Origin of the sequence: Tepidimonas fonticaldi (genome assembly GCF_001675355.1) — a bacterium.
GTDB classification, from domain to species: Bacteria; Pseudomonadota; Gammaproteobacteria; order Burkholderiales; family Burkholderiaceae_C; genus Tepidimonas; species Tepidimonas fonticaldi.
This window is the reverse complement of sequence record NZ_LZDH01000056.1, coordinates 694353-712320: the sequence shown is the minus strand read 5'-3', so window position 1 is coordinate 712320 and position 17968 is coordinate 694353. Positions and strand designations below refer to the sequence as shown.

17 protein-coding genes are annotated in these 17968 nt (G+C 70.8%); 13 read left to right on the top strand and 4 right to left on the bottom strand.

Translation table 11 applies throughout. The features are described 5' to 3' along the window. Window positions 1–60: 60 nt before the first annotated feature. Both ompR and A9O67_RS09175 read left to right on the top strand, forming a co-directional pair. Complete coding sequence (gene ompR / locus A9O67_RS09180; RefSeq protein WP_068609445.1) at window positions 61–780, top strand: osmolarity response regulator transcription factor OmpR; 720 nt, start codon at window positions 61–63, stop codon at window positions 778–780. Beyond that, window positions 780–2081, top strand: coding sequence for an ATP-binding protein (locus A9O67_RS09175; protein WP_082955474.1), 1302 nt, complete (start codon window positions 780–782; stop codon window positions 2079–2081). The genes ompR and A9O67_RS09175 overlap by 1 nt, the downstream gene beginning before the upstream one ends. Window positions 2082–2109: 28 nt before the next feature. Here A9O67_RS09175 and ispD read toward each other — a convergent pair whose 3' ends face one another. Beyond that, entirely contained in the window at window positions 2110–3375 is a 1266-nt protein-coding gene (gene ispD / locus A9O67_RS09170; protein WP_082955473.1) for a 2-C-methyl-D-erythritol 4-phosphate cytidylyltransferase, read from the bottom strand. A gap of 28 nt (window positions 3376–3403) precedes the next feature. Here ispD and mfd point away from each other — a divergent pair, with 28 nt between their 5' ends. From mfd to A9O67_RS09140, 6 genes are all read left to right on the top strand, one after another. Then, window positions 3404–6892 carry a transcription-repair coupling factor gene (mfd, locus tag A9O67_RS09165; RefSeq protein ID WP_068609947.1) on the top strand — a complete coding sequence of 1163 codons (3489 nt, stop codon included), beginning with the start codon at window positions 3404–3406 and terminating at the stop codon, window positions 6890–6892. Next, complete coding sequence (locus A9O67_RS09160; protein WP_068609443.1) at window positions 6889–7509, top strand: YitT family protein; 621 nt, start codon at window positions 6889–6891, stop codon at window positions 7507–7509. Before mfd ends, A9O67_RS09160 begins: the two co-directional genes overlap by 4 nt. A gap of 48 nt (window positions 7510–7557) precedes the next feature. After that, window positions 7558–7788: a DUF2281 domain-containing protein gene (locus tag A9O67_RS09155; RefSeq protein WP_068609440.1), complete on the top strand. Its 231-nt coding sequence runs from the start codon at window positions 7558–7560 to the stop codon at window positions 7786–7788. Next, on the top strand, window positions 7785–8144 hold the full coding sequence (locus A9O67_RS09150) for a type II toxin-antitoxin system PemK/MazF family toxin (protein WP_068609438.1): 360 nt from the start codon (window positions 7785–7787) through the stop codon (window positions 8142–8144). The genes A9O67_RS09155 and A9O67_RS09150 overlap by 4 nt, the downstream gene beginning before the upstream one ends. Further along, complete coding sequence (gene serB, locus A9O67_RS09145; RefSeq protein ID WP_068609436.1) at window positions 8141–8857, top strand: phosphoserine phosphatase SerB; 717 nt, start codon at window positions 8141–8143, stop codon at window positions 8855–8857. Before A9O67_RS09150 ends, serB begins: the two co-directional genes overlap by 4 nt. A 76-nt stretch (window positions 8858–8933) precedes the next feature. Next, a complete protein-coding gene (locus tag A9O67_RS09140) occupies window positions 8934–10169 on the top strand; it encodes an ATP-binding protein (RefSeq protein WP_197484466.1) in 1236 nt (411 codons plus the stop codon). A gap of 33 nt (window positions 10170–10202) precedes the next feature. Here the strand turns inward: A9O67_RS09140 and A9O67_RS09135 are convergent, their stop codons facing one another. Next, window positions 10203–11573 (bottom strand): TrpB-like pyridoxal phosphate-dependent enzyme, encoded by a 1371-nt coding sequence (locus A9O67_RS09135; protein WP_231960284.1) that lies wholly within the window; start codon window positions 11571–11573, stop codon window positions 10203–10205. A gap of 55 nt (window positions 11574–11628) precedes the next feature. Here A9O67_RS09135 and A9O67_RS09130 point away from each other — a divergent pair, with 55 nt between their 5' ends. Further along, window positions 11629–12183: a redoxin family protein gene (locus A9O67_RS09130; RefSeq protein ID WP_068609435.1), complete on the top strand. Its 555-nt coding sequence runs from the start codon at window positions 11629–11631 to the stop codon at window positions 12181–12183. Here A9O67_RS09130 and A9O67_RS09125 read toward each other — a convergent pair whose 3' ends face one another. Further along, window positions 12184–13377: an aminotransferase-like domain-containing protein gene (locus A9O67_RS09125; protein ID WP_082955510.1), complete on the bottom strand. Its 1194-nt coding sequence runs from the start codon at window positions 13375–13377 to the stop codon at window positions 12184–12186. A gap of 101 nt (window positions 13378–13478) precedes the next feature. Between A9O67_RS09125 and nth the strand changes: the two genes are divergently transcribed. The 4 genes from nth to A9O67_RS09105 are packed head-to-tail and all read left to right on the top strand — an operon-like array spanning window position 13479 to window position 16528. After that, entirely contained in the window at window positions 13479–14159 is a 681-nt protein-coding gene (nth, locus tag A9O67_RS09120; RefSeq protein WP_068609941.1) for an endonuclease III, read from the top strand. Beyond that, window positions 14159–14950, top strand: a complete 792-nt coding sequence (gene aat, locus A9O67_RS09115; protein WP_068609433.1) for a leucyl/phenylalanyl-tRNA--protein transferase — start codon at window positions 14159–14161, stop codon at window positions 14948–14950. The genes nth and aat overlap by 1 nt, the downstream gene beginning before the upstream one ends. Beyond that, entirely contained in the window at window positions 14947–15684 is a 738-nt protein-coding gene (locus A9O67_RS09110) for an arginyltransferase (RefSeq protein WP_068609429.1), read from the top strand. The genes aat and A9O67_RS09110 overlap by 4 nt, the downstream gene beginning before the upstream one ends. A 58-nt stretch (window positions 15685–15742) precedes the next feature. Then, window positions 15743–16528, top strand: a complete 786-nt coding sequence (locus tag A9O67_RS09105; RefSeq protein ID WP_068609428.1) for an IclR family transcriptional regulator — start codon at window positions 15743–15745, stop codon at window positions 16526–16528. Window positions 16529–16580: 52 nt separating this feature from the next. Here the strand turns inward: A9O67_RS09105 and A9O67_RS09100 are convergent, their stop codons facing one another. Then, window positions 16581–17843 carry a D-alanyl-D-alanine carboxypeptidase family protein gene (locus A9O67_RS09100; protein ID WP_068609427.1) on the bottom strand — a complete coding sequence of 421 codons (1263 nt, stop codon included), beginning with the start codon at window positions 17841–17843 and terminating at the stop codon, window positions 16581–16583. Between the last annotated feature and the right edge of the window lie 125 nt (window positions 17844–17968).

Sequence of the window (17968 nt, the reverse complement as noted above, 5' to 3'; positions counted from 1 at the left end):
GAGCGCTGCCGCGCCCGCGCCGGCGCTGCCAGCGCGGGATTTTCGCGCCACAATGCCCGCATGAACACGCGCCGCCCGGACCGCCTCGTGATCGTCGACGACGACACCCGCATCCGCGAACTGCTGCACCGCTACCTGAGCCAGGAGGGCTTCGAGGTGCTGCTGGCCGAAAACGGCCAGCGCCTGGACCGCCTGCTGCTGCGCGACCCGGTGGACCTGATCGTGCTGGATCTGATGCTGCCCGGCGAGGACGGTCTGTCCATCTGCCGGCGCCTGCGCGCCAGCGGCGACCACACGCCCATCATCATGCTCACCGCCAAGGGCGAGGACGTGGACCGCATCGTCGGCCTCGAACTCGGCGCCGACGACTACTTGCCCAAGCCCTTCAATCCGCGCGAGCTGCTCGCGCGCATCCATGCCGTGCTGCGCCGCCGCCCCCGCCCCGAGGCCCCGGGGGCCGCCGCCGCGGACAAGGCCGTGGTGCACTTCGGGCCGTTTGCCTTCGATCTGGGTCAGCGCATCCTCACCCGCGACGGCGTCGAGGTGCCGCTGACGACGGGCGAGTTCGCCATGCTCAAGGCCCTGGTACGCCACCCGCGCCAGCCGATGTCGCGCGACAAGCTGGCGCAACTGGCCCGCGGGCGGGAGTTCGAACCCTTCGACCGCAGCCTGGACGTGCAGGTCTCGCGTCTGCGCAAGCTGATCGAGCCCGACCCCGCCAACCCGCGCTACATCCAGACGGTCTGGGGGGTGGGCTACATGTTCGTGCCGGACGACTGATGAGCCTGTTCTGGCGCAACTTTCTGCTGCTGTCGGGGTTGCTGCTGCTGAGCGTGCTGGCATGGTTTCAGACCTTTCGCACGCTGGAGCAGGAACCCCGCGCCCTGCAGAGCGCGCAAGCCCTGGCCTCGCTGGTCAACCTGACGCGCGCGGCCCTCATCTACACCGACCCCATCGCCCGCGTGGCGCTGGTCAAGACCCTGGTGGACGAAGAGAACGTGCGCATCGCCGTGCGCGACGAGCACGACACCTACACCCCGTTCGAGGCCGACTCCCCGGGCCACCGGGTCGCGGTGGCGCTGATCGATCGCCTGGGACCCGGCACCATCGTGGCGCGGGAGGTCAACGGCTTCGATGGACTGTGGATCGGCTTTGCCATCGAGGGGGAGAAGTACTGGCTGCTGGCAGACCCATCCCGGCTGGATGCCGTGCGCGGGCGCACCTGGCTGGCCTGGCTGGCGACGGCGCTTGCGCTGTCGATGGTGGGCGCGGCGGCGATCACGCGCTTGATCAACCAGCCGCTGCAGCGGCTCGCGCAGGCCGCCGCGCGCGTGCGCGACGGGGATTTCGACGGCGCGCGGCTGGACGACACCCTGCCCACGCGCGAGATCGCCGGCGTCAACCGGGCCTTCAACCGCATGGCCGAGCAGCTTGCCCGCGCCGAAGCGGACCGCCGCCTGATGCTCGCGGGCATCTCGCACGACCTGCGCACCCCGCTGGCGCGGCTGCGGCTGGAAATCGAGATGGGGGTGCCGGACGCCTCCACCCGGGCCCGCATGGCCGACGACGTGGCCGATGTGGACACCATCATCGGCCAGTTTTTGGATTACGCGCGCGAGCGCCCGGCCCACCTGGACGCCACGCCGATCGCCGCTGCGCTGGAGCGGGCCACCGCCCCCTACCGCCAGCGCGACGACGTCGAGCTGCGGGTGCGCGCCCCAGAGGGGCTGCACGCCATGGCCGACGCCACGGCCTTGCAGCGCGTGCTGACCAACCTGTTCGAAAACGCCACGCGGCACGGCCGCAGCGCCGACGGCCGCGTGCGCATCGACATCCAGGTCGCGCGGCGGGGCGAATGGATCGAGCTGGAGGTGCGCGACCACGGCCCGGGCACGGCGCCGGACGCACTGCCGCGGCTGACCGACCCCTTCTACCGTGCGGAAAGCGCGCGCACCACGCCAGGCAGCGGCCTGGGGCTGGCGATCGTGCGGCGCGCGCTGGAGCGCATGGGGGGCGAGTGCCACATCCGCAACGCCCCGGGGGGCGGCCTGTCGGTGACGCTGCGGCTGCGGCCGGCTTGAGCCGGTTGTGCCTGCGGGGGCCGCCGCGTCAGGCGCACGGCGCGCGCCGCAACAGCACCACCGCGCGCGCCTCGATGCACAGCCCCTGGCCCGCGGGCCCCAGCCGTTCGGCCGTCTTGGCCTTGACGTTGACGGCCTGCGGCGGCAGGTCCAGACAGGCGGCGATCTGGGCCTGCATGGCCGCTCGGTAGGGGCCCAGACGCGGCGCCTGAGCGATGACGGTGGCATCGACGTTGACTGGCTGCCAACCCCGTTCGCGGACGGCGGCGCTGGCCTCGGCCAACAGCCAGGCCGAATCCGCACCGCGCCAGCGCTCGTCCGTATCGGGGAACCAGGTGCCAATGTCGCCCAAACCCGCCGCGCCCAGCAGCGCGTCGGTGATGGCATGCAGCAGCGCATCGGCGTCGGAGTGGCCCAACAGCCCGCGGTCGAACGGAATCTCCACCCCGCCCAGCACCAGCCGCCGGCCCGGCACCAGCGCATGGACATCCCAGCCTTCGCCAATCCGCCAGGCCGGCGAGTCGGATTCCGTCAGCAAAGCCTGGGCCACGGCAAAGTCCTCCGGGTAGGTGAGCTTGAAGTTGTGGGTGCTGCCGCGCACCAGCCGCGGGCGGGCGCCGCAGTGCTCGAGGGCGCTGGCCTCGTCCGTGATGCCGGCAAACCCCGTATCGCGATGGGCCTGCAGGGCGTCGCGCAAGGCCCCCAGGCGAAACATCTGCGGCGTCTGTGCCAGCCACTTGCCGTCTCGTGGCAGGGTCCGGTCGATGCCGCCGTCGGCGCCCGCCTCCTTGAGCGTATCCGCCAACGGCACCGCCAGCAGCCCGCCCACGGGGTCGTCGCGGCAGGCGTCGATCAGGGCCTGGATGTCCGCCGGCCGCACCAGACAACGCGCCGCGTCGTGCACCAGCACCCAGTCGTGGTCGCGCGCACCGGCCTCGGCCAGGGCCGTCAACCCGTTGAGCACGCTCTCGGCGCGGGTCGCGCCCCCGATGCGCCAGACCCGCACCCGCGCATCCTGGCCGACGGGGGTGTCGTCGTGCGGCGCCAGCACCACCCCCACCCCGACCAGCGCGGGCACCGCCGTCAACGCCACCAGCGTGTGGTCGATCACCCGGCGCCCCGCGATCACGTGGTACTGCTTGGGCGTGTTCAGGCCCGACCGGCTGCCGCTGCCCGCCGCCGGCACGAGCGCATAGCAGCGCACCGCACCCACCGCGTCCGAGGGCCACGCCAGGCCAGCGCCATCCGCCGCACGGGAAACCTGCAGGGCATGCGCAACATTCGCATCCGTCATGGCCGTGGATTCTAGAATGCAGCCCCTCATGGAACTTCCCCGCCTCACCCCTGGCAAGCGCTTCCAGTCGGCGCGCCCCGCCCCATCGGCCGATGCGATGGTGCTCGCCGCCCTGGCCACACGCGAGAAGGCCGCCGGCCGCCCCACGGCCATCGTCACCGCCGACGCGGCGGACGCCCAGCGGCTGCTCGCCGAGCTGCCGTTCTTCGAGCCCGGGCTGCGCTGCGCGCTGTTTCCGGACTGGGAGACCCTGCCCTACGACACCTTTTCGCCGCACCAGGACCTGATCTCGGAGCGGCTGGCCACGCTGTGGCGCATCCAGCAGCGCGCGGCCGACGACGGCGCCGACGTCATCCTGGTGCCGGCCACCACGGCGCTGTACCGGCTGGCGCCGCCGTCGTTTTTGGCGGCCTATACCTTTGCCTTCAAAACCGGGCAAAAGCTGGACGAAGCGCGCCTGCGCGCCCAGCTCACCCTGGCGGGTTACCAGCACGTCACCCAGGTCGTCAGCCCGGGCGAATACGCGGTGCGCGGCGGGCTGATCGATCTCTTCCCCATGGGGTCGCCCATGCCGTACCGCGTCGATCTGTTCGACGACGAGATCGACTCCATCCGCACCTTCGATCCGGACACGCAGCGCAGCCTGTATCCCGTGCCCGAAGTGCGCCTGCTGCCCGGGCGCGAGTTCCCGATGGACGATGCGGCGCGCGCGCGCTTTCGCGCCCGCTGGCGCGAGCTGCTGGAAGGCGACCCGACCAAGAGCCGGCTGTACAAAGACATCGGCAACGGCGTGGCCACTGCGGGCATCGAGTACTACCTGCCGCTGTTCTTCGACGAGACGGCCACCGTCTTCGACTACCTGGGCGCGGACGCGACGCTGGTGTGGCACGGCGACCTGGACGACGCCTTCCAGCGTTTTTGGCAGGACACCCGCGAGCGCTACCGCCTGGTGCAGGGCGACCCGGAGCGCCCCGCCCTGCCGCCGGAGACCTTGTTTTTGGACGCCGAGGGCTTTTATGCCCGCGCCAAACCGCACGCCCAATGGGCGCTGCGCCCTGCCGCGGCCGCGCAAGCGCTGGCGGCCTGGCCCGGCGTCATCGACGCGCTGCCCGACCTGACCGCGCAGCGCGGCGCCGACGACCCGCTGGAGCGGCTGCACGCCCACCTGCGGCGCACCACGGCCCGGGTGCTGATCCTGGCCGAAAGCGACGGCCGGCGCGAGAGTTTGCTGGACTTTCTGCGCTCCAGCCGGCTGGATCCCCCGGTTTTCGACGACCTGGCGGCCTTCCGCGCCAGCACCGAGCCGGTGGGCATCGCCACCGGGCCGCTGGCGGCGGGGTTTGCCTGGCCCGAGGCCGGCATCGAGCTCGTCACCGAGACCGAGCTGTTCGCCGCCGGTCCGACCGTGCGCCGACGGCGCAAGCAGGAGCAGACCAGCGATGTCGAAGCGCTGATCAAGGACCTGAGCGAGCTGCAATTGGGCGACCCCGTCGTGCACGCGCAGCACGGCATCGGGCGCTACCGCGGGCTGGTCAACCTGGACCTGGGCGAGAAGAACCCCGACGGCACGCCCGCCCTGCAGGAGTTTTTGCACCTGGAGTACGCGCAGGGCGCCACCCTCTACGTGCCCGTGTCGCAGCTGCACCTGATCAGCCGCTACACCGGCGTCAGCGCCGAAGAGGCGCCACTGCACCGCCTGGGCAGCGGCCAGTGGGACAAGGCCCGCCGCAAGGCCGCCGAGCAGGTGCGCGACACCGCCGCCGAGCTGCTCGACGTCTACGCGCGCCGCGCCGCGCGCCAGGGCCACGCCTTCCGCTTCGACGCCAAGGACTACGAAGCCTTTGCCAACGACTTCGGCTTCGAGGAGACGCCGGACCAGCGCGCCGCCATCCACGCCGTCATCCAGGACATGGTCAGCCCGCGGCCGATGGACCGGCTGGTCTGCGGCGACGTGGGCTTTGGCAAGACCGAGGTGGCGCTGCGCGCGGCCTTCGTCGCCGTGACTGGGGGCAAGCAGGTCGCCTTCCTGGCCCCGACCACGCTGCTGGCCGAACAGCACTACCAAACACTGGTGGACCGCTTTGCGCGCTGGCCGGTGCGCATTGCGGAGATGAGCCGCTTCCGCACCGCCAAGGAAATCGCCGCGGCGCTGAAAGGCATCGCGGACGGCACCATCGACATCGTCGTCGGCACGCACAAGCTGCTGTCGGAAAAGACCCAGTTCAAAAACCTGGGGCTGCTGATCATCGACGAGGAGCACCGCTTCGGCGTGCGCCACAAGGAGGCCATCAAGGCGCTGCGCGCCGAGGTCGACGTGCTGACGCTGACCGCCACCCCCATCCCGCGCACGCTCGGCATGGCGCTGGAGGGGCTGCGGGATCTGTCGGTGATCGCCACCGCGCCGCAGCGGCGGCTGGCGATCAAGACCTTCGTGCGCGAGGAAAACGCCGGCGTCATCCGCGAGGCGGTGTTGCGCGAGCTCAAGCGCGGCGGGCAGGTCTACTTCCTGCACAACGAGGTGGAAACCATCGAGAACCGTCGGGCCAAGCTGGAGCAGCTGCTGCCCGAGGCGCGCATCGGCATCGCCCACGGCCAGATGCCGGAGCGGGAGCTGGAGCGCGTGATGCGCGACTTCGTCGCCCAGCGGTTCAACCTGCTGCTGTGCTCCACCATCATCGAGACCGGCATCGACGTGCCGACCGCCAACACCATCGTCATCAGCCGCGCCGACAAGTTTGGCCTGGCGCAGCTGCACCAGTTGCGCGGGCGCGTCGGGCGCAGCCACCACCAAGCCTACGCCTACCTGCTGGTGCCCGACATCGAGGGGCTGACCAAGCAGGCCGCGCAGCGGCTGGAGGCGATCCAGCAGATGGAGGAGCTGGGCAGCGGCTTTTACCTCGCGATGCACGACCTGGAAATCCGCGGCGCCGGTGAGGTGCTGGGCGAGAGCCAGAGCGGCAACATGATGGAGGTCGGCTTTCAACTCTACAACGAGATGTTGGCCGAGGCCGTGCGCAGCCTGCGCGAGGGAAAGGAGCCCGATCTGCTCAAACCCCTGGCCGCGACCACCGAGATCAACCTGCACGCCCCGGCCCTGCTGCCGCAGGACTACTGCGGCGACGTGCACCTGCGCCTGAGCTTTTACAAGAAGCTCGCCACCGCCAAGACCAACGAGCAGATCGACGCGCTGGTCGAAGAAATCGTCGACCGCTTTGGCAAACTGCCCCCGCCCGCGCAAAACCTGATCGACGTGCACCGGCTGCGTGTGCTGGCCAGCCGCTACGGTGTGGTCAAGATCGACGCCGCCCCGTCGCATGTGCTGATCAGCTTTCGCCCCAATCCGCCCGTGGACCCGATGCGCATCATCGAGCTGGTGCAGAAGAACCGCCAGGTCAAACTGGCGGGCAATGACCGCCTGAAGATCGAGCGCGCCTTGCCCGAGCCATCGGCGCGCGCCCAGCTGGTGCGTGACGTGCTGCGATCGCTGGGTCAGCCTTTGGCCGCCGAAACCGCATGACCCCCGCCGACACGCCCTTTCCCACCCCGCGCCACACCTGGCTGGACGATACACAGGCCCTGCTGACCGGCACGCTGATCGTGGCGCTGGGGCTGGTGCTGTTCCGCCAGGCGGGGTTGGTGACCGGCGGCACCGTGGGTCTTGCTTTCGTCACTCACTACGCCACCGGCTGGCCGTTCGGCGCGCTGGTGTTCGCCATCAACCTGCCGTTCTACGCGCTGGCGTGGGTGCGCATGGGGGGCGCGTTCACGCTCAAGACGGTGCTGGCCGTCGGGCTGCTGGCCGCCTTTACCGAGGCCGTGCCGCGCTGGCTGGCAATCGAGTCGCTGCATCCGCTGTTCGCCGCCGTGGCCGGCGGGCTGCTGATCGGCGTCGGCTTCATCATCCTGTTTCGCCACCGGGCGAGCCTCGGCGGCTTCAACACCCTGGTGCTGTGGCTGCAGGAGCGCTACGGCTGGCGCGCCGGCGTGGTGCAGCTGGCCATCGACGCCGTCATCCTGCTGGCCGCCATTCCGTGGGTCGGCCCGCTGCAGCTGCTGCTGTCGGTGCTCGGCGCGGCGCTAATGAACCTGACGCTGGCCATCAACCACAAGCCCGGGCGCTACGTGGCGTACTGATGCCTCGTGCCCCGTAGAATTCGGGTATCTCCCCTGACCGCGACGATCATGACCACCCTTGCCGAGCGACTGCTGCAGCGTTTCCAGACGCTGCCCCTCGATGCGCAGGCGGAGGTCGTCGATTTCGTCGAGTTCCTGCTCGCGCGGCGCGGACAGCCGGCCAGCCCGGTGTCCGACTGGGACGAGGAGGATCAGGCCGCGCTCGCGCAGCAGGTGCTGGATTCGGACGACGATCCCGTGACGTACGACGAGCGGGACCTGCGGGAACGCTGGGCATGAAGCGGCCCGGTCAGGTCGCTCTGTTGCGCCTTGCCCAGACCGACCTCACCCCCGGCAAGCTGCGGCCCGTTCTGCTGCTGCGCCGCGCCTCCAGCCGCTTCGACGACTGGCTGGTCTGCATGGTCACCTCCCGCCTGCACCAGGCCGAGCCGGATCTGGATGAACCGATCCTGCCCACCGACCCGGACTTTGCCGACACCGGCCTGAAGGCCCCGAGCGTGGCACGGCTGTCGCGGCTGGCGGTGGTCGAGGGGGCCACGCTGGCGGGCGCCCTGGGTGCCGTCGCCCCCGCGCGGCTGGATCGCATGCGCCTGCGGCTGGCCCATTGGATCGTCCACGAATCATCCCCGTCATGACCCCACTGACCGACATCGCCCCCGGCCTCGCCGTGCGGGGCATCACGCCGCCGCTGCGCCTGCGCGACTTCAGGCTGATCGCCTTCGACATGGACTCCACGCTGATCAACATCGAGTGCGTGGACGAGATCGCGGATGCCGCCGGGCGCAAAGCCGAGGTCGCCGCCATCACCGAGGCGGCGATGCGCGGCGAGATCGCCGACTACAAGGAAAGCCTGCGCCGCCGCGTGGCGCTGCTGGCCGGCGTGCCGGTGCAGCACCTGGAGGATGTGTATCGCCAGCGCCTCCAGCTCAACCCCGGCGCGGCCGAGCTGGTGCTGGCGTGCAAGGGGGCGGGCCTGAAGGTGCTGCTGGTCAGCGGGGGCTTCACCTTCTTCACCGACCGGCTGCGCGAGCGGCTGGCGCTGGACTTCGCGCGCAGCAACAAACTGGAAATCGTCGACGGCCGCCTGACCGGGCGGCTGCTCGACCAGAGCTGGGGCGACATCTGCGACGGCGCCGAGAAGCGCCGCACGCTGCTGCAGGCGTGCGACCTGATCGGCTGCACGCCCGAGCAGGCCATCGCGATGGGCGACGGCGCCAACGACCTGGAGATGATGGCCGCCGCCGGCCTGGCGGTGGCCTACCGCGCCAAACCTAAGGTGCGCCAGCAGGCCCACGTCGCCATCGACATGGGTGGGCTCGACCGGCTGCTGGAGGTCGTGCGGCCCTGAGCCACCGAGTCATTTCCATGCAAATCGGAAAGTCGACTTTCCGGTTTGCATGGTTTGGGCTACCATCGGACACCTGATGGAGCCGTCAACCCCGCCCTCACCTCGCCTGATCGAGCGCCAGCTCGCCCAGGAGCTGCGCGCCGCGGCCAGCGAATACGCCGTGGTGACGCTGCTCGGCCCGCGCCAGTCCGGCAAGACCACGCTCGCGCGCGTCTGCTTCCCCGACAAGCCCTGGGTCTCGCTGGAAGACCCCGACGTCCGGCTGGCCGCCCAGACCGATCCGCGCGGCTTTCTCGCCCAATACCCCGATGGCCTCATCCTCGATGAGGTGCAGCGCGCCCCGGAGCTCCTTTCCTACCTGCAGGGGATGGTGGACCGGGACGCTCGCCCCGGACGTTTCATCCTGACGGGCAGCCACCAGCCCCGTCTGCAGGAAGCCATCGCGCAATCCCTGGCCGGCCGCACCGCCGTGCTGACGCTGTGGCCGCTCAGCCTGGCCGAGCTGCGCCAGACCGGCGGCTCTCTGGACGCCTTCGAGCGCATCGTGCGCGGCACCTACCCGCGCGTCGAGCGCGACCGCCTCGATCCGGCGCGGTTCTACACGGGGTACGTCCAGACCTATCTGGAGCGCGACGTGCGGGCGCTGCTGCAGGTGCGCGACCTGACCGCCTTTCAGCGCTTCGTCACGCTGCTGGCCGGCCGCATCGGCCAGCTCGTCAACCTGACGGCACTGGCCAACGACGTCGGCGTCTCCGTGCCGACGTTGCGCCAGTGGCTGTCGGTGCTGCAGGCGACCTACCTCGTGTTCGAACTGCCGGCCTGGTCGCTCAACGTGCGCAAGCGCGTCGTCAAATCCTCCAAGCTCTACTTCGCCGACACGGGTCTGGCGGCTTGGCTGCTCGGCATCGAGACGGCCGACCAAGCCCGCCGGGACCCGCTGCGCGGCGCCCTTTACGAAAATCTCCTCATCGCCGACGCCCTGCGCACCCTCGCGAACCGCGGCGTGCGCGCGGAACTGTTCTTCTACCGCGACGCCGCAGGCCACGAGGTCGACCTGCTGATCCGCCGGCACGGACGGCTGATCCCCTACGAGATCAAGTCCGCCGCCACCTTCACGCGCGACTTTCTCAAAGGTCTGCGCCATCTGAAGGATGAACTGGGGGATGCGCTGGCCCCCGGCTTCGTCCTCTACGACGGCCCGGTCGCGTTGAGCGTGGAGGGCGTTCGCGTCATCAATCCGATGATGACGCCGGATTTCTGGCCGCAGCGGTCGGGGGCAGGCCCGGCCACGGCCGCGCACGCGGACCCTTGACGCACGCGGGCCCGCGGCTCCGTCACCCCTCGGTCAAACCGGCTCCGGCACGCTCGGCAAGCCCGCCAGCGCCATCGCCAGCTCGCGCTCGTCGTAGGTCTCGTCCTTGAGCTCGCCGGCGAAGTATTTCTGGTACGCGGCCATGTCGAAGTGGCCGTGGCCGCACAGGTTGAACAGGATCGTCTCGCTCCTGCCCTCGCGCTTGCAGCGCAGCGCCTCGTCGATCGCGCCCTTGACGGCGTGGTTGGCCTCCGGCGCCGGCACGATGCCTTCGCTGCGCGCGAACAGCACGCCGGCCTCGAAGCACTGCGTCTGCGTGTAGGCCACCGCCTCGATCAGGCCCAGCTCCTTCAGGTGCGACACCAGCGGCGCCATGCCGTGGTAGCGCAGCCCGCCGGCGTGGAACGGCGGCGGCGTGAAGGTCGAGCCGAGCGTGTGCATCTTCGTCAGCGGCGTCAGGTGCGCCGTGTCGCCGAAGTCGTAGGCGTACTTGCCGCGCGTCAGCGACGGGCAGGCGGCCGGCTCCACCGCCACCACGCGCGGCCGTGCCCCGCCGCGCAGCCCGTGGCCGATGAACGGGAAGGCGATGCCGGCGAAGTTGCTGCCGCCGCCGGTGGCGCCGACGATCACGTCCGGCCAGGCGTCGGCCATCTGCAGCTGTTCCATCGCCTCCAGGCCGATGACGGTCTGGTGCAGCAGCACGTGGTTGAGCACCGAGCCGAGCGCGTACTTGGTGTCGTCGCGCTGCGCCGCCAGCTCCACCGCCTCCGATATCGCAATGCCGAGGCTGCCGGGGTGGTCCGGCCGCTGCGCCAGGACGCGGCGGCCATACTCCGTCTCGGTGGACGGCGACGGCAGGCAGCGCGCGCCGTAGGTCTCCATCACCGCGCGGCGGTAGGGCTTCTGGTCGTAGCTGACGCGCACCTGGAACACCAGCACCTCCAGCCCGAACAGCTGCCCCGCGAACGACAGCGACGTGCCCCACTGCCCGGCGCCGGTCTCGGTGGTCAGGCGCCTGGTACCGGCCTGCGCGTTGTAGAACGCCTGCGGCACCGCGGTGTTGGGCTTGTGGCTGCCGGCGGGGCTGACGCCCTCGTATTTGTAGAAGATCTTGGCCGGCGTGCCCAGCGCCTTTTCCAGCCGGTGGGCGCGAAACAGCGGGCTGGGCCGCCAGAGGCGGTAGATCTCGCGCACCGGCTCGGGGATCTCGATCTCGCGCTCGGTGCTGACCTCCTGCAGGATCAGCTCCATCGGGAACAGCGGCGCCAGGTCGTCCGGGCCGACCGGCTGCAGCGTGCCCGGGTGCAGCACCGGCGGCGGGGCCTTCGGCAGGTCCGCGGCGATGTTGTACCAGTACTTGGGCATCTGGCTTTCCTGCAGCAGGAACTTGGTCGGCGTCGTCACGGGGGATCTCCTCGAGGGTCGGATACGGGTGGGGGTGCCCGGGCACAATGGCGCCATGGGCCGCATCCGCCATTTTGTACGCGAAGCTTCGATCACCCTGACGCTGGCGCTCGGGGTTTTCCTGGGGGTGCAGGCGTGGTTGACGCGCGCCACGCCCGAGCAGTGGGCGCCCGAAGGGATGCTGGCGTGGCTGCTGCCGGACGGCAGCGAAGGCCGCGGCACGTGGGCCGACCTGCGCGCGCAGCTCGGCATCAGGGGCGACTCGCCTTTGGCGCTGCACGTCTGGGCCACCTGGTGCGGCATCTGCCGCGCCGAGGAAGGCACCGTCACCGCCCTGGCCGCCGAGCGGCCCGTGGTGACGTTGGCCACGCGCAGCGGCGACGCCGCCACCGTGCGCGCCTACCTGCGCCAGCGCGGCCTGCCGTGGGTCACGGTGCTGGACGCCGACGGGCGCCTGGCCGCCGCGCACGGCTGGCGCTCGGTGCCGGTGTTCGCGGTGCTGGACGCCGGCGACCGCCTGCGCCACGTCACGGTCGGCTACACCACCGGCCTCGGCATGCGGCTCAGGCTGTGGGCGGCCACGCTGCGGGGGACTGGCGCGGGAGGCTGATCAGCCCAGCGCGGCCGCCAGCCGCCGCACCCCCTCGCGGATGCGCTCCTCGTCCACCGTCGCAAAGCTCAGCCGCAGCGTGGCCGGGTCGGGATCGCGCGCGAAGAACGGCGCCCCCGGCACGAAGGCCACGCCCTGCTCGATCGCCCGGCGGGCCAGTTCCCCGCCGTCCGCCGGCTTGCCGCCCGTACCGGTCAGCCGGGCCCAGACGAACAGCCCGCCGCGCGGCGGCACGAAGTCGATCGCCTCGCCCAGCTCCTGCCGCAGCGCCTCCACCATCGCCGCGGCGCGGCGGGCGTAGATGCCGCGCACGCGCTCGAGCGTCGCCGGCATGCGGCCGCTGGCCAGATACTGCGCCGCGGTGGCCTGCGCGAAGGTGCTGGTGTGCGCGTCGCTGAACTGCTTGCACATCGTCGCCTTGGCCAGCAGCTCGGGCGGGGCCACCATCCAGCCGATGCGGAGGCCCGGTGAGAGCACCTTGCTCAGGCTGCCGCAGTGCACGAGGCACGCCCGGCTGCCCGGCACCTCGTGGCTCAGCGCCAGCAGGCTCGGCGGCGGCGGGGCGTCGAAGTACAGGTCGCCGTAGGGGTCGTCCTCCACCACCAGCGTGCGCGTGCGCACCGCGAGCTCCAGCACGCGGCGGCGGCGCTCCAGGCTCATCTGCGCGCCGCTCGGGTTGCCGAACGTCGGGATCAGGTAGACGAACTTGGGCCGGTGCTGCTCGATCTGGCGCTCCAAGGCGTCCACGTCCGCGCCCTGCCCGTCCACCGGCACCGTCAGCAGCTGCGCGCCGTAGAGGCGGAAGCACTGGATGGTGGCCAGGAACGTCGGTGCCTCGACGATCACCGTGTCACCCGGCGAGACGAGCGTCTTGCCGATCAGGTCCAGCGCCTGCTGGCTGCCGGTGGTCACGATCAGGTCGGTGGGCGCCACGCCGCGCGCGCCCTTGGCAGCCATGAAGGCCGCGAGCTGCTCGCGCAGCGGATCGAACCCCTCGGTGGCGCCGTACTGCAGCGCCGCGCCGGGGTTGGCGGCAAGCGCCGCCAGCGTCGCCTCGCGGATGCCGTCGACGTCGAACAGCGCCGCATCCGGAAAGCCGCCGGCGAAGCTGATGATGCCGGGCTTGCCCAGCAGCTTGAACAGTTCCCGGATCGCCGAGGTCTCGACGTAGGCCAGCCGCTCGGCCAGCCGCACCGGGGAGGCGGGCGCGTCATCCGTCATCGCGTATCCTTCAGGAGAAAATGCGCATCCGCAGCACCCCGCCACCTGGGGGCCTCAAGCGCCACGGACCCGTGATGAAACCGCGCGACATCGAAGCCTTTTTCTCGGCCCTGCAGGCCGAGCGGCCCGAGCCGCAAACCGAGCTCGAGTATACGAGCGTGTTCGAGCTGCTCGTGGCCGTGATGCTGAGCGCCCAGGCCACCGACCGCAGCGTCAACCAGGCCACGCGGCGGCTGTTCCCCATCGCCAACACGCCGCAGGCCATCCTCGCGCTGGGGCAGGAGGGGCTGGAAAGCCACATCCGCACCATCGGGCTGTACCGCAGCAAGGCGCGCCACGTCCTCGAGACCTGCCGCCTGCTGCTGGAACGCCATGGCGGCGAGGTGCCGCGCCGCCGCGAGGAGCTGGAAGCGCTGCCCGGCGTCGGCCGTAAGACCGCCAACGTGGTGCTCAACGTCGCCTTCGGCGAGCCGACGATGGCGGTGGACACGCACATCTTCCGCGTCGCCAACCGCACGGGCCTGGCCCCCGGCAAGACGCCGCTGCAGGTCGAACAGGGGCTGCTGCAGCGGGTGCCGGCGCGTTTTTTGCGCGACGCGCACCACTGGCTGATCCTGCACGGCCGCTACACCTGCACCGCGCGCGCGCCCAAATGCGGCGCGTGCCCGGTGGCGGCGTGGTGCGACCACGCCAAGGCCCAGACAACAGCATCGACCCAGCCCCGTCACCCGCGTCGGGCCCGAACCGCCCCCTGATGAGCACCCCCCGCCCGCTGCCTTGGCTGGATCCCGGCGACCCGTTCCCGCCCGCGGAGCGCGCCTGGGGGCGACGGGACCCCATCCCGGGACTGCTCGCGGCCGGCGGCGCGCTGGACACCCCGACCCTGCTGCAAGCGTACCGCCACGGGGTGTTCCCATGGTACGGCGAGGGGCAGCCCATCCTGTGGTGGAGCCCCGACCCGCGCATGGTGCTGCGGCCCTCGCGCTTTCACCTCAGCCATTCGCTGCGCAAGGCCCTGCGCGCCGCGCTGCGCCAGGGGCGGCTGCAGATCCGCATGGACAGCGCATTCGACGCCGTGATCGACGCCTGCGCCCACACCCCGCGCCCCGGACAGGACGGCACCTGGATCGTCCCGGAGATGCAGGCTGCCTACCGGGGGCTGCACCGCGCCGGCCACGCGCACAGCGTCGAGACGTGGTGGGATGGCCAGTTGGTCGGCGGTCTGTACCTGGTCAACATCGGGCGCGCGGTGTTTGGCGAATCGATGTTCAGCCACCGCCCCGACGCCTCCAAAATGGCCCTGGCGGCGCTGGTGGCGGCCTGCCGCGCCTGGGGCGTGCCCTTGATCGATTGCCAGCAAAACACGCGCCATTTGGCATCGCTCGGGGCGGCCGAGGAATCGCGCGACCGTTTTTTGCACGAGGTTCGTCAGGCCATCGATGCGCCCACCCCCGCATGGCGCTGGGATTGCCTATACTGGAACTGCCTTTGGCCTGACGCGCCGCTGGACCCGCTGCCCCCCACCATCCCTTCGACACCCCCGTGACCCGCCTGCACGAACTGCCCCTGACCGCCGTGCAGTTCTATGCCACGGCGCCGTACCCGTGCAGCTATCTGCCGCAGCGGCTGGCGCGCTCGCAGGTGGCCACCCCCAGTCACCTGATCCAGGGCGAGACCTACTCCCGCCTCGTGGCCAGCGGGTTTCGGCGCAGCGGCCTGTTCACCTACCGGCCCTATTGTGACGGCTGCCAGGCGTGCATCCCCTTGCGCGTGCGCGCCGCAGAGTTCGCCCCCAACCGCAGTCAGCGCCGCGCCTGGCGAGAACACGCCACGTTGCACGCGCGGGTCATGCGCCTGGGCTATTCGCCCGCGCACTACGCGCTGTACCTGCGTTACCAGCGCAGCCGCCACGCGGGGGGCGGCATGGACCACGACAACGTCGAGCAGTACAGCCAGTTCCTGCTGCAAAGCCACGTCAACTCGCGGCTGGTGGAGTTTTGGGCGCGCGGTGACGCCGACACCCCAGACCGGCTGGTGATGGTGTCCTTGATCGACCTGCTCGACGATGGCCTGTCCGCGGTCTACACGTTCTACGACCCCGACTGGCCCGGCTCGCTGGGCACCTACGGTGTGCTGTGGCAAATCGAGCAGGCCCGCCGCCTGCACCTGCCCTATGTGTACCTGGGGTATTGGATCGCCGACAGCCCCAAGATGGCTTACAAGGTCCGCTTTCGCCCGCATGAGCTGTACCAAGACGGCCGCTGGCAACTGGCGCTGTGAGGATGAGCCCTGATTTCATCTGGTAAAATCGGCCGTCGATATTTCCGACGACGGTCTCATGCGCAAAACGGACGACAGCCCCCCTCCACGGCCCAGCGTGCAGGTGCTCGAGCGCATGTTCGCCGTGCTCGACGTTCTGTCGCGGCACGAGGATCCCGTGTCGCTCAAAACGCTGGGCGAAGAAACCGGTTTGCACCCCTCCACCGCCCACCGCATCCTCAACGACCTGGCGATCGGCCGCTTCGTGGAGCGCCCCGAACCCGGCATGTATCGGCTGGGTCTGCGCCTGCTGGAGCTGGGCAACCTCGTCAAGGCGCGTCTGGATGTGCGCGAAGTCGCCGTCGGCCCGATGCGCGAGCTGCACCGCCAAATCCAGCAGCCGGTCAACCTGAGCGTGCGCCAGGGCGACGAGATCGTCTACATCGAGCGCGCCTACAGCGAGCGCTCGGGCATGCAGGTGGTGCGCGCCATCGGGGGGCGCGCGCCGCTGCATCTGACCTCCGTGGGCAAGCTGTTCCTCGCGCAAGAGGACCCGCAGCGCCTGCGCGCCTACGCCACCCGCACCGGGCTGGCTGGCAACACCCCCAACAGCATCACCCAGCTGGCCGTGCTGGAAAAAGAGCTGGCCCTGTGCCGCCGACTCGGGGTGGCGCGCGACAACGAGGAACTGGAGCCCGGCGTGCGCTGCATGGCCGCCGGCATCCACGACGATCAGGGGCGGCTGGTGGCTGGTCTGTCCATCTCCGCCCCCGCCAACCGCATCGACGAGAGCTGGCTGCCCAAGCTCCAGGCCACCGCGGCCGAAATCAGCGCCGCGCTCGGCTATCGCGGCGAGCGCGCCTGATCAACCCCCACCCGATCATCCCGACCTGCCCGTCGGCGCGGCGCCACAGGCCTCACCCCGGCAGGCGTTCGGTCCAACGATCCGCCACGGGGTCCGCCATGGCGCCCCACGGCTGCGACACGCGCTCCGGCATCAACGCCTCGCGCTTGCCCGCCCCGGGACGCAGCAACGACTGCTCCAGCCAGCGCAGCAAGCGCTCGGCATCCGTCCAGCGCGCCGACGAATCCGCGGCATCCATCAACACCATGATCAGGTCGCGCCCCGCCAGCCGCACCTGCATGGCGACACAGCGGCCGGCCTCGCGGATGTAGCCGGTCTTCTGCAGCAGGATGTCCCACTCGCTTTCGCGCACCAGCTTGTTGCTGTTGCGGTAATGCACCACGCGCCGGCCGCTGGCCAGTTCGTACTCGGGCGATGTGGTCAGCTCGCGCAGCACCGGGCGCTCGGCTGCGGCGGACACGAGTCGCGCCAGATCGCGCGGGCTGGACTGGTTGTCGCTGGACAGGCCGGTGGGCTCGACGAAGCGGGTGGCGCTCATGCCCAACTCCGCCGCCTTGCGATTCATGGCCGCGACGAACGCCGGAATGCCCCCCGGATAGGTCCGCCCCAGCGCATGGGCCGCACGGTTCTCGCTGGACATGAGGGCCAGATGCAGGGCCTCGGCCCGCGACAGGCGCGTGCCCACCGCCAGGCGCGATCCGCTGCCCTTGAGGCGATCGACGTCGTCCGCCGTGATGGTGAGGATTTCATCCATCGGCAGGCCCGCGTCGGCGATCACCAGCCCGGTCATCAGTTTGGTCAGCGACGCGATGGGCAGCACCGCCGCGTCGTTTTTGCCGACCAGCACCGCGTTGGTGTCGCGGTCCACGACCAGCACGGCGTTGGAGTTGAGGCGCACCGGATCGAGCGACAGCGCGTGCATGTCGTCCGCCCCACCTCCCGCCGCTGCGGAGGCGTATGCCGCGCCCGACAACGCAGCCGCCCCGGCGGAAGCGGATACCAGCGTGGCGCGTGTCCGGGGCATGGGCGCGGCCGCCGCGCGCGGTGCCGCGGCGGCGGGAAGCGCCGCCTGCGCCTTGGGGGCCGCAGGCTGGGCCGATGCGGCGCGGCGCTCGCCCCCGCGCTGCACCCGGTGTTTGGCGCGGGGCGCGGCCTTGGCGGCTTTGGCCCGCGGCTTGGCCGGGGATTTGGCGCGGTCCGCCTTGGCGCTCACCGCCACGGTCGCCGCGTGCGCCGCCTGCGGCGGCAGACTCAAACCCCATCCGACCAGCGCGAGCACCAGCGCCCGCGTGCCCCACAACAGCGTCTTGTTCATGGTGTCGGCCCCATAGCCATCGACAAGGTTGGCAGTATAGGGGAGCGATCGCTCAAAACACCCTTTTCGACACCGTGTTAGGCAAATTTTTTGAGCCGTTTCCACAACACCGGGGCCGCGCCCAC

Coding starts and splice junctions, on each gene's coding strand:
- A9O67_RS09100 (WP_068609427.1), bottom strand. CDS start 17,843: ATGAACAAGACGCTGTTGTGGGGCACGCGGGCGCTGGTGCTCGCGCTG.
- mfd (WP_068609947.1), top strand. CDS start 3,404: ATGGAACTTCCCCGCCTCACCCCTGGCAAGCGCTTCCAGTCGGCGCGC.
- ispD (WP_082955473.1), bottom strand. CDS start 3,375: ATGACGGATGCGAATGTTGCGCATGCCCTGCAGGTTTCCCGTGCGGCG.
- ompR (WP_068609445.1), top strand. CDS start 61: ATGAACACGCGCCGCCCGGACCGCCTCGTGATCGTCGACGACGACACC.
- A9O67_RS09130 (WP_068609435.1), top strand. CDS start 11,629: ATGGGCCGCATCCGCCATTTTGTACGCGAAGCTTCGATCACCCTGACG.
- A9O67_RS09175 (WP_082955474.1), top strand. CDS start 780: ATGAGCCTGTTCTGGCGCAACTTTCTGCTGCTGTCGGGGTTGCTGCTG.
- A9O67_RS09140 (WP_197484466.1), top strand. CDS start 8,934: ATGGAGCCGTCAACCCCGCCCTCACCTCGCCTGATCGAGCGCCAGCTC.
- A9O67_RS09155 (WP_068609440.1), top strand. CDS start 7,558: ATGACCACCCTTGCCGAGCGACTGCTGCAGCGTTTCCAGACGCTGCCC.
- serB (WP_068609436.1), top strand. CDS start 8,141: ATGACCCCACTGACCGACATCGCCCCCGGCCTCGCCGTGCGGGGCATC.
- aat (WP_068609433.1), top strand. CDS start 14,159: ATGAGCACCCCCCGCCCGCTGCCTTGGCTGGATCCCGGCGACCCGTTC.
- A9O67_RS09160 (WP_068609443.1), top strand. CDS start 6,889: ATGACCCCCGCCGACACGCCCTTTCCCACCCCGCGCCACACCTGGCTG.
- A9O67_RS09150 (WP_068609438.1), top strand. CDS start 7,785: ATGAAGCGGCCCGGTCAGGTCGCTCTGTTGCGCCTTGCCCAGACCGAC.
- nth (WP_068609941.1), top strand. CDS start 13,479: ATGAAACCGCGCGACATCGAAGCCTTTTTCTCGGCCCTGCAGGCCGAG.
- A9O67_RS09105 (WP_068609428.1), top strand. CDS start 15,743: ATGCGCAAAACGGACGACAGCCCCCCTCCACGGCCCAGCGTGCAGGTG.